The following is a 13,958-nucleotide window of genomic DNA, read 5'->3' on the forward strand; positions in this document are numbered from 1 at the left end:
GTGGGGTGCACGTCATTGCGGCCATCGCCCGCTCCGCCAAGAATCAAGGACATGCGAACCGTCCTGGTCGTCCTCTTCGACGACGTGCAGAGCCTCGACGTCACGGGCCCCGCGGAGGTCTTCGCGGGCGCCGAGAGCTGTCGCGGCGGCTCGTACCGCATCCGCACCGCCTCCCTGGACGGCGCACCCGTACGCACCTCCAGCGGCCTCACCCTCGTCCCGGACCAGGCCCTCGCCGACGCGCCCACCCCGCACACCCTGCTCGTCCCGGGCGGCCGGGGCACCCGGCGCCCGGACCTCCGTCTGACCGCCTGGCTGCGCGCGCACGGCCCGCGCGCCGAGCGCCTGGTCTCCGTCTGCACCGGCGCCATCCTGCTCGCCGAGGCGGGCCTCCTGGACGGTCGCCGCGCCACGACCCACTGGGCGTACTGCGACAAGCTCGCCCGCGACCACCCGGCCGTCGAGGTCGACCCCGACCCCATCTACGTCCGCGACGGCCAGGTGTCCACCTCCGCCGGCGTCACCTCGGGAATCGACCTCGCCCTCGCGCTCGTCGAGGAGGACCTCGGCCGCGAGGCCGCCCTCACCGTCGCCCGCCACCTCGTCGTCTTTCTCCGCCGCCCGGGCAACCAGGCCCAGTTCAGCGCCCAGCTGGCCGCGCAGACGGCGCAGCGCGCACCCCTGCGCGAGGTCCAGCAGTGGATCACCGAGCACCCCGGCGACGACCTGTCCGTCGAGTCGCTCGCCGCCCGTGCCCGCCTCTCGCCCCGGCACTTCGCCCGCGCCTTCCAGGCCGAGACGGCCATGACACCGGGCCGCTACGTCGACCGGGTCCGCCTCGAACACGCCCGGCGTCTGCTGGAGGACACCGCCGACGGCGTCGAGGAGATATCCCGGGCCTGCGGCTACGGCACCCCGGAGGCGATGCGCCGCGCCTTCGTGAAGGCGCTCGGCTCGGCACCGGCCGAATACCGGCGCCGTTTCCGCCCGGCACCCCTGGGCTGATCCGCCCCGCGGCAGCCCCGCGGCAGCCCCGTATCAGCCCCGCATTCGCTCACTCAGCTCCTGAAGGGACCCCGATGCAGATCGCCATCGTCCTCTACGACCGCTTCACCGCCCTGGACGCCGTGGGCCCGTACGAGATGCTCGGCCGCCTGCCCGGCGCGGAGACCGTCTTCGTCGCCGAGCACACCGGCCCCGTCCGCAACGACAACGGCAACCTGGCGCTGACCGCCGACAAGACCCTGGCCGAGGTGCCCAACCCGGACATCGTCGTGGTCCCCGGCGGGCCGGGCCAGACCCCGCAGATGGAGAACCGGGCCCTCCTGGACTGGCTGCGCGCCGCCGACGCCACCAGCACCTGGACGACCTCCGTGTGCACCGGCTCGCTGCTGCTCGCCGCCGCCGGGCTCCTCGACGGCCGCCGGGCCACCTCGCACTGGCTGGCCCTCGACTTCCTCAAGCGGTTCGGCGCCGAGCCGACCGGGGAGCGGGTGGTCTTCGACGGGAAGTACGTCACCGCGGCCGGCGTGTCGTCCGGCATCGACATGGGGCTCACCCTGCTCGGCCGGATCGCGGGCGACGAGCACGCGCAGGCCGTGCAGCTGCTGACGGAGTACGACCCGCAGCCGCCCTACGACGCCGGGTCCCCGCAGAAGGCTCCGGCGCACCTCGTGGCGGAGTTCCGCGGCAAGAGCCGCTTCATTCTGGCGTAGACCCGGTGGAAGTCCTGGTGGAAGCCCCGGTGGAACCCGGCGTGGTCCAGGTGAACCGTGGCTGCCGGCGCTCCAGGAAGGCGGCGACCCCCTCCGCGGTGTCGCCGCTGCCGCGCGCCTGCTCGGCCCAGTACGCGTCGCGGTCGGTTCGCCCGTTCGCGAACTCCTTGGCGGCCGCCTGCGTCAGCAGCGAGCGCGCGGCCAGGATGCGCGTGAACTCCCCGACCCGCTTGTCGAGTTCCCCCTCGGACAGCACCTCGTCCACCAGGCCGGTGCGCAGCGCGCGCTCCGCGTCGATCAGCTCGCCCGAGAACAACAGGTACTTGGTGGTCGCGGGACCCACCAGCGACATCAACCGCCGGGTCGAGGAGGCCGCGTAGACGATCCCCAGCTTCGCCGGGGTCACCCCGAACCGCGCCCCCTCCTCGGCGAACCGCAGATCGCAGGCCGCCGCGAGCTGCGACCCGCCGCCGACGCAGTACCCGCGGATCGCCGCGAGCGTCGGCTTCGGGAACGCGGCGAGCGCCTCCTCGGCGGCCACGGCCAGGCCCTGTGCCTCGTCCGGGGAGCCCCGCAGTGTCGAGATGTCGGCCCCCGCGCAGAAGGTGCCGCCCTCGCCGGTGAGCACCAGCGCGTTGACACCGGGGTCCGCGGTCAGCTCGTCGAGCAGCGGCGGCAGCGCCCGCCACATGGCCGCTGTCATGGCGTTGCGTTTGGCGGGGTGATGGATGACGACGGTGGCGACTCCGTCGTCGACACGGTGCAACAGCTGCGGCTCCATGGGCCGGATGCTATCCGCACCCCTCGAACGTACGATCAAGAAGGGGCGGCCTCGGCTGGATCGTGGCGCTCGGCGCGTCGTGAACCTGGTCTGTACAACCCGAATAGTCGTCGAAGCAGACATAACGGGGGCAGGAGCGGTCGGACAGCTGACCGTGTCATACGCCGACGATCAGAAACCGTCGATAGTCGCAGACTTCTGCTCAGGCATCCGGTCCGGACCAGCGTGTTACCAACACTCGACGTGTGGTGACAATCGAGCGCAAGGGTGGCGACCGGACGATGGAGAACCACGGGCGGGGGTTCGACTCCCGCCCCGAAGGCGCCGGGGACGTACCTCCCGACCGGAGACCGCCCGGTCCGCTGCCGTACGAGGGGGTGTGGCGGTTCACCGCTCCTGCCGTCGACGCCTCGGTGCCGCAGGCCCGACACGCCGTGCGTGACCTGCTCTTCCGTCAAGGAGTGCCGGTGTCGGACGATCTCGTCCAAGGACTCCTGCTGATCGTCTCCGAACTGGTCACCAACGCCGTCCGGCACGCGGCGCTGCTCTCCCCGATGCTCGCCGTGGAGGTGGCCGTCGGTGCCGAGTGGGTGCGGGTCTCCGTGGAGGACAACCACCCCTATCGCCCGACCGCCCTGGAGGCCGACCACGGCCGGACCGGCGGCCGCGGGCTGCTGCTGGTGCGCGAGGTCACCAGGGAATCGGGCGGGGTGTGCGACGTCGAGCACACGGCGAGTGGCGGCAAGGTGATCTGGGCCGCCCTGCCGCTCACACCGAGCATCGTCCAGTCCCCGTCGGGGACAGTCGGGGAGTCCTGGTAAGAACGGGTTCTTCACCAGCCGGCGGACGGACCCGTCAGCTCTCTGATCGCCGGACGGGCCGCGTCCAGGACGGTCATGAACCATGCCGAGAAGGAGTCCTTGGCGTGCCGCTCCATGAGCTCGGCGGCGGTCACGAACGCCGAGTCCCCGACCTCCTCCGGGTCGGGGTGCGGCGACGACTGCACCATCCCGACGAAGAGGTGGTTGTACTCCTGCTCCACCAGGCCCGACTCCGGATCCGGGTGGTTGTAGCGGACCGTGCCCGCCTCGGCGAGCAGCGAGGGGGAGACCCCGAGCTCCTCGTACGTGCGCCGGGCTGCCGCCGCGAAGGGCGCCTCGCCGGGGTAGGGGTGGCCGCAGCAGGTGTTGGACCAGACACCGGGAGAGTGGTACTTGCCCAGGGCGCGTTGCTGGAGCAGCAGCCGGCCGTGCTCGTCGAAGAGGAACACGGAGAAGGCCCGGTGCAGCTGCCCGGGTGGCTGATGGGCGGCGAGCTTCTCCGCCGTGCCGATCGTATTGCCGTCCTCGTCGACCAGCTCGAGCAAGATCGCTTCAACGGTGCCGTTCGACGAACTGTGCGTCGCGGTGGCAGGTGTGATCGGCATACCCATCCTTCGCATCGGTCTTCGAGTCCCAAGTCTGCCGTACGAAACCGGCACTCCCGGCACTTCGCGCCTCCTCGCATGTCCCCCTCCGGGCTCCCGGAGGGGGACACGAGGCTGACGTACGTCAGCCGCCGAACGTGGCCGGACACCTGAGCGTGCCCGGTGCCGCGGACGAGGAACCGTCCAGGACAGGGGGCATCAGGTGTTCGCCCGCACGTCGGATCGGGTGTTCGCGCGCACGTCCGATCCGGTGTTCGCCCGGACGGCGTACCGGGGCCGGGACGCGTCAGGTGCCGGCGACGACCGGCCGCAGGACGTAGCCCACGTAGCCGTACTCCCTTCCGTGTTCGCGGCGCATCGCGATCTCGGCCCGGGCGTCCGCGACGGCCTCGGCCACGCCCGGCAGAGTGACGTCGGCCACGTCCGCGTGGGTACCGAGCGGCCCGTAGTACTCGTCCCAGTGGGAGCCCTGGGAGCCATCAGTGGCAGAGCTTCGCCTCGTGCTCCGCGTGCCCGCTCGGCTCCAGCTGGAAGGTGCAGTGCTCCACGTCGAAGTGGTGGCCCAGACAGCCCTGGAGCTCGTGGAGCATCTTCTCGTGGCCGATCGCGTTCAGGACGTCGGAACTGACGACCACGTGCGCGGAGAGGACCGGCATGCCGGACGTGATGGTCCAGGCGTGCAGGTCGTGGACGTCCTCGACGCCGGGCAGCGCCACGATGTGGGCGCGCACCTCCGCCATGTCGACGTTCTTGGGCGCCGCCTCCAGGAGCACGTCGAGCGTCTCCTGGAGCAGCTTCCAGGTGCGCGGGACGATCATGACGCTGATGAGGATCGAGGCGATCGGGTCGGCGGCCTGCCAACCGGTGGTCATGATCACCGTCGCGGAGATGATGACCGCCACGGAACCCAGCGCGTCCGCGACCACCTCCAGGAAGGCGCCGCGCACGTTCAGGCTGTCCTTCTGGCCGCGCATCAGCAGCGTGAGCGAGATCGTGTTCGCGACCAGGCCGATCAGACCGAAGACGATGGTCAGACCGCCCTGGGTGTCGGCGGGCGTCACAAAGCGGTGGATCGCCTCGTACAGGACGTAGCCGCCGACGCCGAGCAGCAGCAGACAGTTGGCGAGCGCGGCGAGGATCTCCGCCCGCGCGAAGCCGAACGTGCGGTTCCCGCTGGGTGGACGGTTGGCGAAGTGGATCGCGAGCAGCACCATGCCCAGACCCACCGCGTCCGTCGCCATGTGCGCCGCGTCCGCGACCAGCGCCAGCGAATCGGCGAGGAGCCCGCCGACGAGCTCGACCACCATCACGGTGAGCGTGATCGACAGCGCGACCCGCAGCCTCCCGCGGTACGCGGCTGCCGCCGTGCCGGTCGGGGGTGCGCCGTGCGCGTGCCCGTGATCGTGTCCAGCCCCCATGGAAGCCGCCTCCTGTGCTCTGCCCGGGATCACAGTGAACTACGGGTAGGGGGTATCGGGCAACGCGGCACTGAACACCGTTGTCATATGCTCTGACCTGCGGAAACGATCCGCAGGTCAGAGCATGGTCAAGATCGTTAATCCTGTGTCCGGGGACTGGTCCCGCGTCCGGGACACGAGTCAGTGGTCCTGTGGCCGCGGGTGGTGCAGCAGCCACCCCTGCCACGCCGACTCCACCATCTCGGGTACTCCGCGCCGCGCGTTCCAGCCGAGCTCCCGAGCGGCCAGCCCGGCCGAGGCGACCGCGCGCGGGGCGTCCCCGGGGCGGCGCGGCTCGACGAGCGGCTCCCGGGTGTCCCCGCTGACCTCCCCGATGAGGGTGAGGAGTTCACGGACCGAGACGCCTTCCCCGCGGCCGATGTTCACGGTGAGGTCTCCCGTCGCGCCGCCGGCCAGCCGCCGGGCCGCCGCGAGGTGCGCCTCGGCGAGGTCGGCGACGTGGATGTAGTCACGCACACAGGTACCGTCCGGCGTCGGATAGTCGTCGCCGAAGATCCGCGGGGCCTCGCCGCGGGTGAGGCGGTCGAAGACCATCGGGATCACGTTGAACACACCGGTGTCCGCCAGCTCGGGGGTGGCCGCGCCCGCCACGTTGAAGTAGCGCAGGCACACGGTCGCGATGCCGTGCGCCCGGCCCGCCGCGCGCACCAGCCACTCCCCGGCGAGCTTCGTCTCGCCGTACGGGCTCATCGGGGCACAGGGGGTGTCCTCCGTGATGAGGTCCACATCCGGGTTGCCGTAGACGGCCGCCGACGAGGAGAAGAGGAACCGCTTGACGCCCGCCCCGGCCACCGCTTCCAGGAGCGTCGCGAGTCCGCCCACGTTCTCCTGGTAGTAGCGGGTCGGCTGGGCCACGGACTCGCCGACCTGCTTGCGTGCGGCGAGGTGCACCACACCCGTCACGGCGTGCTCCGCGAGGACCCGCTTGAGCAGATCCCCGTCCAGTGACGACCCTTGCACCAGCGGAATGCTCTCCGGGAGCCGGTTCGGCACCCCGGTGGAGAGATCGTCGAGGGCGACGACGCGCTCCCCGGCCTCCGCCATCGCCCGCGCCACGTGTGCCCCGATGTATCCGGCCCCGCCTGTGATCAGCCATGTCATGGACGACCACCCTATGTCGGTCCGTTGCCGGGCCCGCCGACACAAGCCCCCGGCCCGCCCGGCCTGCCCCGCTCCGAACCGGTCCGCCGGGTGCCGCATGCAATGCCGTGAATGATCCGGTCTGGGGGCGCGGTTTGTGGCGTGGGCCCCGGATCACCGATGATGATCGCGGCGGAGGCGGTACACAGATCTGGTTGATCGTCCAGTGAACGGGCAGTGAACGACCGCTTCTCACCATCAGATAGCCTCTGCCGACATGCTGCCCGGCTGCCGTTCAGGCCAGGGCCATCCCATCACGCACATGCCCGGCGCGAGGCCGCGTCGGCACCCAGGGAGTGAGTTCGCTGTCGTCGACCGCCATCCTCACCGGCCAGCCGGTCCCCGGATCGTCGCTCGAGGGCGATCTGCGGTCGCTCGGCTTCGACGTGCGGCTCGCCGCGGAAGCCGGTGACGCCGAGACGCTGCTGGCCGCCGTACCGGCGGACCAGCGGGTCGCCGTCGTCGACGCCCGCTTCGTGGGACACCCGCACGCACTGCGCCTCGGCCTCACGGACCCCCGGTTCGCGGCCTCCGCGCTGCCCGGCGCCGTATCGGTGCAGCCCGAGGCCCGCCGGGCGCTGACCCGGGCCGTGGCCCGTGAGAGCTCCGCCTCCGGCGGCCTCGCCGTCGCCACCGACAACCTCGCCGAGCGCCTCACCGCGGCCCTCGACACGGACGGCGTCGCCGTGTACCGCCCCGAGCTGGGCACACTCGTCGCCGCGGTCCCCACCGACCCGCAGGAGCGCAACGAGGCCCGGCAGGCCGTCTCGTCCGTGGACGACGAGGCCGTCCGCCTGCGCAGCGCCGTCAAGGCCCGCGACGGCTTCTTCACGACGTACTGCATCAGCCCGTACTCGCGCTACATCGCCCGCTGGTGCGCCCGCCGCGGCCTGACCCCGAACCAGGTCACCACCGCCTCCCTCCTCACCGCGCTGATCGCCGCGGGCTGCGCCGCCACCGGCACCCGGGCCGGCTTCGTCGCGGCCGGTCTGCTCCTGCTGTTCTCCTTCGTCCTGGACTGCACGGACGGGCAGCTGGCCCGCTACTCCCTGCAGTACTCGACGCTCGGCGCCTGGCTGGACGCCACCTTCGACCGCGCCAAGGAGTACGCCTACTACGCGGGCCTCGCCCTCGGCGCGGCCCGCGGCGGCGACGACGTGTGGGCACTCGCCCTCGGCGCGATGATCCTGCAGACCTGCCGGCACGTCGTGGACTTCTCCTTCAACGAGGCGAACCACGACGCCACCGCCAACACCAGCCCCACCGCCGCCCTGTCGGACAAGCTCGACAGCGTCGGCTGGACGGTCTGGGTGCGCCGGATGATAGTCCTGCCCATCGGCGAACGATGGGCGATGATCGCCGTCCTCACGGCACTGACGACCCCCCGCATCACCTTCTACGCGCTGCTCATCGGCTGCGCGTTCGCCGCGACGTACACCACGGCGGGCCGTGTGCTGCGCTCGCTGACCCGCAAGGCGCGCCGTACGGACCGGGCGGCGCAGGCGCTGGTCGACCTCACCGACTCCGGCCCGCTCGCCGAGCTGCTGACCCGCGTCACGCGCGGGGCCGTGCGCCGTGGTCCCGCGTTCGTCGCCTTCGTCGCCGGAGCCCTCGTGGTGCTCGGAGCCGCGCTCTCCCCGTACGGCAGCTGGTGGCCCGTCCTGGGCGCCGTGATCTACGTACTCCTGTCGCCCGTGGCACTCGCCCGCCCCCTCAAGGGCGCCCTCGACTGGCTGGTCCCCCCTTTCTACCGCGCCGCCGAATACCTCACCGTCCTCGTACTGGCAGCCAAGGCCGACGTGAACGGGGCGCTTCCTGCGGCTTTCGGCCTGGTGGCCGCCGTCGCCTACCATCACTACGACACGGTGTACCGCATCCGCGGCGACGCCGGAGCCCCCCCGCACTGGCTGGTGCGGGCGATCGGCGGGCACGAAGGCAGGACGTTGCTGGTCACCGTCCTGGCCGCGCTGCTCACCGCCGCACAGTTCAAGGTCGCGCTCACGGTGATCGCCGTGGGCGTGGCGCTGCTGGTGCTCGTCGAGAGCATCCGCTTCTGGGTGGCCGCCCATTTGGGCGGCGCACCCGCCGTACACGATGAAGGAGAACCCGCATGATCGGCCTCGTGCTTGCGGCCGGCGCCGGACGGCGTCTGCGTCCCTACACCGACAGCCTCCCCAAGGCTCTCGTGCCGGTGGGCCCCGCGGGCATAGAGGACAGCATCACGGTCCTGGACCTGACGCTCGGCAACTTCGCCGAGATCGGGCTGACCGAGGTCGGGATCATCGTCGGCTACCGCAAGGAAGCCGTGTACGACCGCAAGGACGCTCTGGAGGCCAAGTACGGCCTCAAGATCACCCTCATCGACAACGACAAGGCCGAGGAGTGGAACAACGCCTACTCCCTGTGGTGCGGCCGTGACGCCCTCAAGGACGGTGTGATCCTCGCCAACGGCGACACCGTGCACCCGGTCTCCGTCGAGAAGACGCTGCTGGCCGCCCGCGGCGACGGCAAGAGGATCATCCTCGCCCTCGACACGGTGAAGAAGCTCGCCGACGAGGAGATGAAGGTCGTCGTCGACCCCGACAAGGGCGTCCAGAAGATCACCAAGCTGATGGAGCCCTCCGAGGCCACCGGCGAGTACATCGGCGTCACCCTCATCGAGGGCGACGCCGCCGCCGACCTGACCGACGCCTTGAAGACGGTGTGGGAGACCGACCCGCAGCAGTTCTACGAGCACGGCTACCAGGAGCTCGTCAACCGCGGCTTCAAGATCGATGTGGCGCCGATCGGTGAGGTCAAGTGGGTCGAGATCGACAACCACGACGACCTGGCCAAGGGACGTGAGATCGCGTGCCAGTACTGACGAGGCTCATCCCCTCGCCCGTCGTCGTCGACATCCGTCCGGGTGCCCTGGACGACCTGGCGAGCGTGCTCTCCGACCAGCGGATCTCGCACTCCGGGAAGCTGGCCGTCGCGGTGAGCAACGGCTCGGGTGCCAGGCTGCGCGAGCGGCTCGAGCCCACTCTGCCCGGCGCCAGCTGGTACGAGGTGGGCGGTGGCACCCTCGACGACGCGGTCCGGCTGGCAGGCGAAATAAAGGTCGGCCGCTACGACGCGGTCGTCGGCCTCGGCGGCGGCAAGATCATCGACTGCGCCAAGTTCGCGGCGGCCCGCGTGGGCCTGCCGCTGGTCGCCGTACCGACGAACCTCGCGCACGACGGCCTGTGCTCCCCGGTCGCCACCCTCGACAACGACGCGGGCCGCGGCTCGTACGGCGTGCCGAACCCGATCGCCGTCGTCATCGACCTGGACGTCATCCACGAGGCCCCGGCCCGCTTCGTGCGCGCCGGCATCGGTGACGCGATCTCCAACATCAACTCGATCGCGGACTGGGAGCTCTCCAACCGCGTCACCGGCGAGAAGATCGACGGCCTCGCCTCCGCCATGGCGCGCCAGGCAGGCGAGGCGGTGCTGCGGCACCCGGGCGGCATCGGGGACAACGGCTTCCTCCAGGTGCTCGCCGAGGCGCTGGTCCTCACCGGCATCGCGATGTCGATCTCGGGCGACTCGCGCCCCGCCTCGGGCTCGTGCCACGAGATCAACCACGCCTTCGACCTGCTGTATCCCAAGCGCGCCGCGAGCCACGGCGAGCAGTGCGGTCTCGGCGCCGCGTTCGCGATGTTCCTGCGCGGGGCGCACGAGGAGTCGGCGTACACGGCCGAGGTGCTGCGCCGGCACGGGCTGCCGGTGCTGGCGGAGGAGATCGGCTTCACCACGGACGAGTTCGTCCGGGCCGTGGAGTTCGCCCCGCAGACCCGGCCCGGCCGCTACACGATCCTCGAACACCTCGACCTCAAGACCGACCAGATCAAGGACATCTACGCCGACTATGTCAAGGCCATCGGTAGCTGAACTCCGCCCGGTCGTCCATCCCGCAGGGGTGAAGGACCGGCGCAGCGGTGAGCACTGGATGGGACGCCTCTATATGCGTGAGGTGTCCCTGCGGGTCGACCGCTACCTGGTGAACACCAGGGTCACGCCCAACCAGCTGACCTACCTGATGACCGTCTTCGGCGTCCTCGCGGCCCCGGCCCTGCTGGTGCCGGGGATCGCGGGCGCCGTGCTCGGCGTGGTCTGTGTCCAGTTGTACCTGCTGCTCGACTGCGTCGACGGCGAGATCGCGCGCTGGAAGCAGCAGTTCTCGCTCGGTGGGGTCTACCTGGACCGGGTCGGCGCCTATCTGACCGACGCCGCGGTGCTCGTCGGCTTCGGCCTGCGCGCCGCCGATCTGTGGGGTTCCGGTCGGATCGACTGGCTCTGGGCCTTCCTCGGTACCCTGGCCGCCCTCGGCGCGATCCTGATCAAGGCCGAGACCGACCTCGTCGGCGTCGCCCGCCACCAGGGCGGGCTCCCGCCGGTCAAGGAGTCGGCGTCCGAGCCGCGGTCGTCCGGCATGGCGCTGGCCCGCAAGGCCGCCGCGGCGCTGAAGTTCCACCGGCTGGTGCTCGGTATGGAGGCATCCCTGCTGATCCTGGTACTGGCGATCCTGGACTCGGTGCGGGGAGACCTGTTCTTCTCCCGGCTGGGCGTCGCGGTCCTGGCCGGCATCGCGATCCTGCAGACCGTGCTGCACCTCGTGTCCATTCTCGCCTCCAGCAGGCTGAAGTGAGTACGGCGATGAAGGTCGGCGCGGTCATCATCACCATGGGCAACCGCCCCGACGAACTCCGAGCCCTGCTGGACTCCGTCGCCAAGCAGGACGGCGACCGCGTCGAGGTGGTCGTGGTCGGCAACGGCTCGCCCGTCCCGGACGTCCCCGACGGCATACGCACCGTCGAGCTGCCCGAGAACCTCGGCATCCCGGGCGGCCGCAACGTCGGTATCGAGGCCTTCGGCCACGGCGGCACGGACGTCGACATCCTGCTCTTCCTCGACGACGACGGCCTCCTCGCCACCCACGACACCGCCGAGCTGTGCCGTCGGGCCTTCGCCGCCGACCCGGAGCTCGGCATCATCAGCTTCCGGATCGCCGACCCCGAGACCAAGGAGACCCAGCGCCGCCACGTACCGCGGCTGCGCGCCTCCGACCCGATGCGCTCCTCGCGCGTCACCACCTTCCTCGGCGGCGCCAACGCGGTCCGTACGAAGGTCTTCGCCGAGGTCGGCGGGCTCCCGGACGAATTCTTCTACGCCCACGAGGAAACCGACCTGGCATGGCGGGCCCTCGACGCGGGCTGGATGATCGACTACCGCTCCGACATGGTGCTGTACCACCCCACGACCGCCCCTTCGCGGCACGCGGTCTACCACCGCATGGTGGCCCGCAACCGCGTCTGGCTCGCGCGCCGGAACCTTCCCGCGCCGCTCGTCCCCGTCTACCTCGGCGTGTGGATGCTCCTGACGCTGGCCCGCCGCCCCTCGGGACCCGCCCTGAAGGCGTGGTTCGGCGGTTTCAAGGAGGGCTGGACCAGTCCGTGCGGACGCCGGCGCCCCATGAAGTGGCGTACGGTGTGGCGGCTGACCCGCCTCGGCCGTCCTCCCGTCATCTGACAAGCCCGTTCGTCATCTGACAAGCTCGATCCTGACAGCACGCGGACCGTCCTCCGGTCGCGTGCCTCTTGGCCCTGCCCGACCAGGACGTGCGTATTCCGAAGACGAAAGTTTCCATTGGTGAGTGAGACAGCGCATGACGGAGCAGTCGCGGTGAGTGACCCTCCGTCGCCCGACGACGGGCTCTCCGCAGCCGATCGGGCCGCCAGGTACGGGCTCGCGGTCAGCGGGGCCCGGCCCGGACTCGCGGAGTACGTCCGTCAGCTGTGGGGGCGGCGCCACTTCATCCTCGCCTTCTCGCAGGCGAAGCTCACCGCCCAGTACAGCCAGGCCAAACTCGGCCAGCTGTGGCAGGTGGCGACGCCGCTGCTGAACGCGGCCGTCTACTACTTCATCTTCGGCGTGATCCTGAAGGCCGGCCGGGGCATGTCGCACGACACCTACATCCCGTTCCTGGTGACCGGTGTCTTCGTCTTCACCTTCACGCAGAGCTCGATCATGGCGGGCGTCCGCGCGATCTCGGGCAACCTGGGGCTGGTGCGCGCGCTGCACTTCCCGCGCGCCTCGCTGCCCATCTCCTTCGCGCTCCAGCAGCTGCAGCAGCTGCTCTTCTCGATGCTCGTGCTGTTTGTCGTGGTGATCGGCTTCGGCAGCTACCCGAGCCTGTCCTGGCTGCTGATCGTCCCGGTGCTGGTGCTGCAGTTCCTCTTCAACACCGGCCTCGCGCTGATCGTCGCCCGGCTGGGCGCCAAGACCCCGGACCTCGCCCAGCTGATGCCGTTCATCCTGCGCACCTGGATGTACACCTCGGGCGTCATGTTCTCCATCAACAACATGCTCGTCGGGCGGCCGGAGTGGTTCATTCGCGCGCTCCAGGTGAACCCGGCCGCGATCTACATGGATCTGATGCGCTTCGCGCTCATCGACGGATACGGCGCGGAGAACCTGCCGCCGCACGTGTGGGCCATCGCGACCTTCTGGGCCGTGGTCCTCGCCGCCGGCGGGTTCGTTTACTTCTGGAAGGCAGAGGAGAGGTACGGCCGTGGCTGACCAGGTGTCCCACATCCCCACCGTCATCGCGGACGAGCTGCACATCGTCTACCGCGTCAACGGCGCCAAGACCGGCAAGGGCAGTGCCACCGCCGCCCTCAGCCGCATCGTCAAGCGCGGCGAGGAGCGCGGTGTGCGCAAGGTGCACGCTGTCAGAGGCGTCTCCTTCATCGCCTACCGCGGCGAGGCCATCGGCCTCATCGGCTCCAACGGCTCCGGCAAGTCCACGCTCCTGCGTGCCATCGCCGGCCTGCTGCCCGCCGAGAGCGGCAAGGTCTACACCGACGGCCAGCCCTCGCTGCTCGGCGTGAACGCGGCCCTGATGAACGACCTGACGGGCGAGCGGAACGTCATATTGGGCGGGCTCGCGATGGGCATGTCCCGCGAGCAGATCAAAGAGCGCTACCAGGAGATCGTCGACTTCTCGGGCATCAACGAGAAGGGCGACTTCATCACCCTGCCGATGCGCACCTACTCGTCCGGCATGGCGGCGCGCCTGCGCTTCTCCATCGCGGCCGCCAAGGACCACGACGTCCTGATGATCGACGAGGCCCTCGCCACCGGCGACCGCTCCTTCCAGAGGCGCTCCGAGGCCCGCATCCGCGAGCTGCGCAAGAGCGCGGGCACGGTGTTTCTGGTCAGTCACAACAACAATTCGATCCGCGACACCTGCGACCGCGTGCTCTGGCTGGAGCGCGGTGAGCTGCGGATGGACGGTCCGACCGACGAGGTCCTCAAGGAGTACGAGAAGTTCACGGGCAAGTAGCCCGTTTCGCCCAGGGCCCCGCCGGAACGGTCCGGCGGGGCCCTGCGTCTGC

At 70.5% G+C, this 13,958-nt stretch carries 15 protein-coding genes; 10 read left to right on the top strand and 5 right to left on the bottom strand.

The window, feature by feature from the left end:
* Positions 1-51 precede the first annotated feature (51 nt).
* Both OG747_RS40045 and OG747_RS40050 read left to right on the top strand, forming a co-directional pair.
* Positions 52-1,005, top strand: coding sequence for a GlxA family transcriptional regulator (locus tag OG747_RS40045; protein ID WP_405884243.1), 954 nt, complete (start codon positions 52-54; stop codon positions 1,003-1,005).
* A 74-nt stretch (positions 1,006-1,079) separates the two neighbouring features.
* Entirely contained in the window at positions 1,080-1,715 is a 636-nt protein-coding gene (locus OG747_RS40050; RefSeq protein ID WP_405884244.1) for a DJ-1/PfpI family protein, read from the top strand.
* On the opposite strand, the gene OG747_RS40055 is transcribed toward OG747_RS40050, so the two are convergent.
* Entirely contained in the window at positions 1,702-2,496 is a 795-nt protein-coding gene (locus tag OG747_RS40055; RefSeq protein WP_405884245.1) for an enoyl-CoA hydratase/isomerase family protein, read from the bottom strand. The two genes, OG747_RS40050 and OG747_RS40055, sit on opposite strands and share 14 nt — an antisense overlap.
* 281 nt (positions 2,497-2,777) lie before the next feature.
* Between OG747_RS40055 and OG747_RS40060 the strand changes: the two genes are divergently transcribed.
* Complete coding sequence (locus OG747_RS40060) at positions 2,778-3,317, top strand: ATP-binding protein (RefSeq protein ID WP_405885955.1); 540 nt, start codon at positions 2,778-2,780, stop codon at positions 3,315-3,317.
* An 11-nt stretch (positions 3,318-3,328) separates the two neighbouring features.
* On the opposite strand, the gene idi is transcribed toward OG747_RS40060, so the two are convergent.
* The 4 genes from idi to galE all read right to left on the bottom strand — a co-directional run bounded on the left by idi (position 3,329) and on the right by galE (position 6,501).
* Complete coding sequence (idi, locus tag OG747_RS40065) at positions 3,329-3,922, bottom strand: isopentenyl-diphosphate Delta-isomerase (RefSeq protein WP_405884246.1); 594 nt, start codon at positions 3,920-3,922, stop codon at positions 3,329-3,331.
* A 286-nt stretch (positions 3,923-4,208) separates the two neighbouring features.
* The gene (locus OG747_RS40070) at positions 4,209-4,343 is read right to left on the bottom strand and encodes a hypothetical protein (RefSeq protein WP_405884247.1); all 135 of its coding nucleotides are present in this window, start codon (positions 4,341-4,343) and stop codon (positions 4,209-4,211) included.
* 58 nt (positions 4,344-4,401) lie between these two features.
* A complete protein-coding gene (locus tag OG747_RS40075) occupies positions 4,402-5,340 on the bottom strand; it encodes a cation diffusion facilitator family transporter (RefSeq protein WP_405884248.1) in 939 nt (312 codons plus the stop codon).
* Between the two features lie 180 nt (positions 5,341-5,520).
* A complete protein-coding gene (galE, locus tag OG747_RS40080) occupies positions 5,521-6,501 on the bottom strand; it encodes a UDP-glucose 4-epimerase GalE (protein WP_405884249.1) in 981 nt (326 codons plus the stop codon).
* Between the two features lie 335 nt (positions 6,502-6,836).
* On the opposite strand from galE, the gene OG747_RS40085 reads away from it, so the two are divergent.
* The 7 genes from OG747_RS40085 (at position 6,837) to OG747_RS40115 (ending at position 13,906) form a co-directional block, all read left to right on the top strand.
* Positions 6,837-8,654, top strand: a complete 1,818-nt coding sequence (locus tag OG747_RS40085) for a DUF5941 domain-containing protein (protein ID WP_405884250.1) — start codon at positions 6,837-6,839, stop codon at positions 8,652-8,654.
* Entirely contained in the window at positions 8,651-9,403 is a 753-nt protein-coding gene (locus tag OG747_RS40090) for a sugar phosphate nucleotidyltransferase (protein ID WP_405884251.1), read from the top strand. Before OG747_RS40085 ends, OG747_RS40090 begins: the two co-directional genes overlap by 4 nt.
* Positions 9,391-10,452, top strand: a complete 1,062-nt coding sequence (locus OG747_RS40095) for an iron-containing alcohol dehydrogenase family protein (protein WP_405884252.1) — start codon at positions 9,391-9,393, stop codon at positions 10,450-10,452. Before OG747_RS40090 ends, OG747_RS40095 begins: the two co-directional genes overlap by 13 nt.
* Positions 10,430-11,209 (top strand): CDP-alcohol phosphatidyltransferase family protein, encoded by a 780-nt coding sequence (locus OG747_RS40100; RefSeq protein WP_405884253.1) that lies wholly within the window; start codon positions 10,430-10,432, stop codon positions 11,207-11,209. The genes OG747_RS40095 and OG747_RS40100 overlap by 23 nt, the downstream gene beginning before the upstream one ends.
* 8 nt (positions 11,210-11,217) lie before the next feature.
* Positions 11,218-12,090 carry a glycosyltransferase family 2 protein gene (locus OG747_RS40105; RefSeq protein ID WP_405885956.1) on the top strand — a complete coding sequence of 291 codons (873 nt, stop codon included), beginning with the start codon at positions 11,218-11,220 and terminating at the stop codon, positions 12,088-12,090.
* A 120-nt stretch (positions 12,091-12,210) separates the two neighbouring features.
* The gene (locus OG747_RS40110) at positions 12,211-13,140 is read left to right on the top strand and encodes an ABC transporter permease (RefSeq protein ID WP_405884254.1); all 930 of its coding nucleotides are present in this window, start codon (positions 12,211-12,213) and stop codon (positions 13,138-13,140) included.
* Complete coding sequence (locus OG747_RS40115; protein ID WP_405884255.1) at positions 13,133-13,906, top strand: ABC transporter ATP-binding protein; 774 nt, start codon at positions 13,133-13,135, stop codon at positions 13,904-13,906. Before OG747_RS40110 ends, OG747_RS40115 begins: the two co-directional genes overlap by 8 nt.
* Positions 13,907-13,958: the final 52 nt, after the last annotated feature.

Source organism: Streptomyces sp. NBC_01384 (genome assembly GCF_045040035.1).
Lineage (GTDB): Bacteria > Actinomycetota > Actinomycetes > Streptomycetales > Streptomycetaceae > Streptomyces.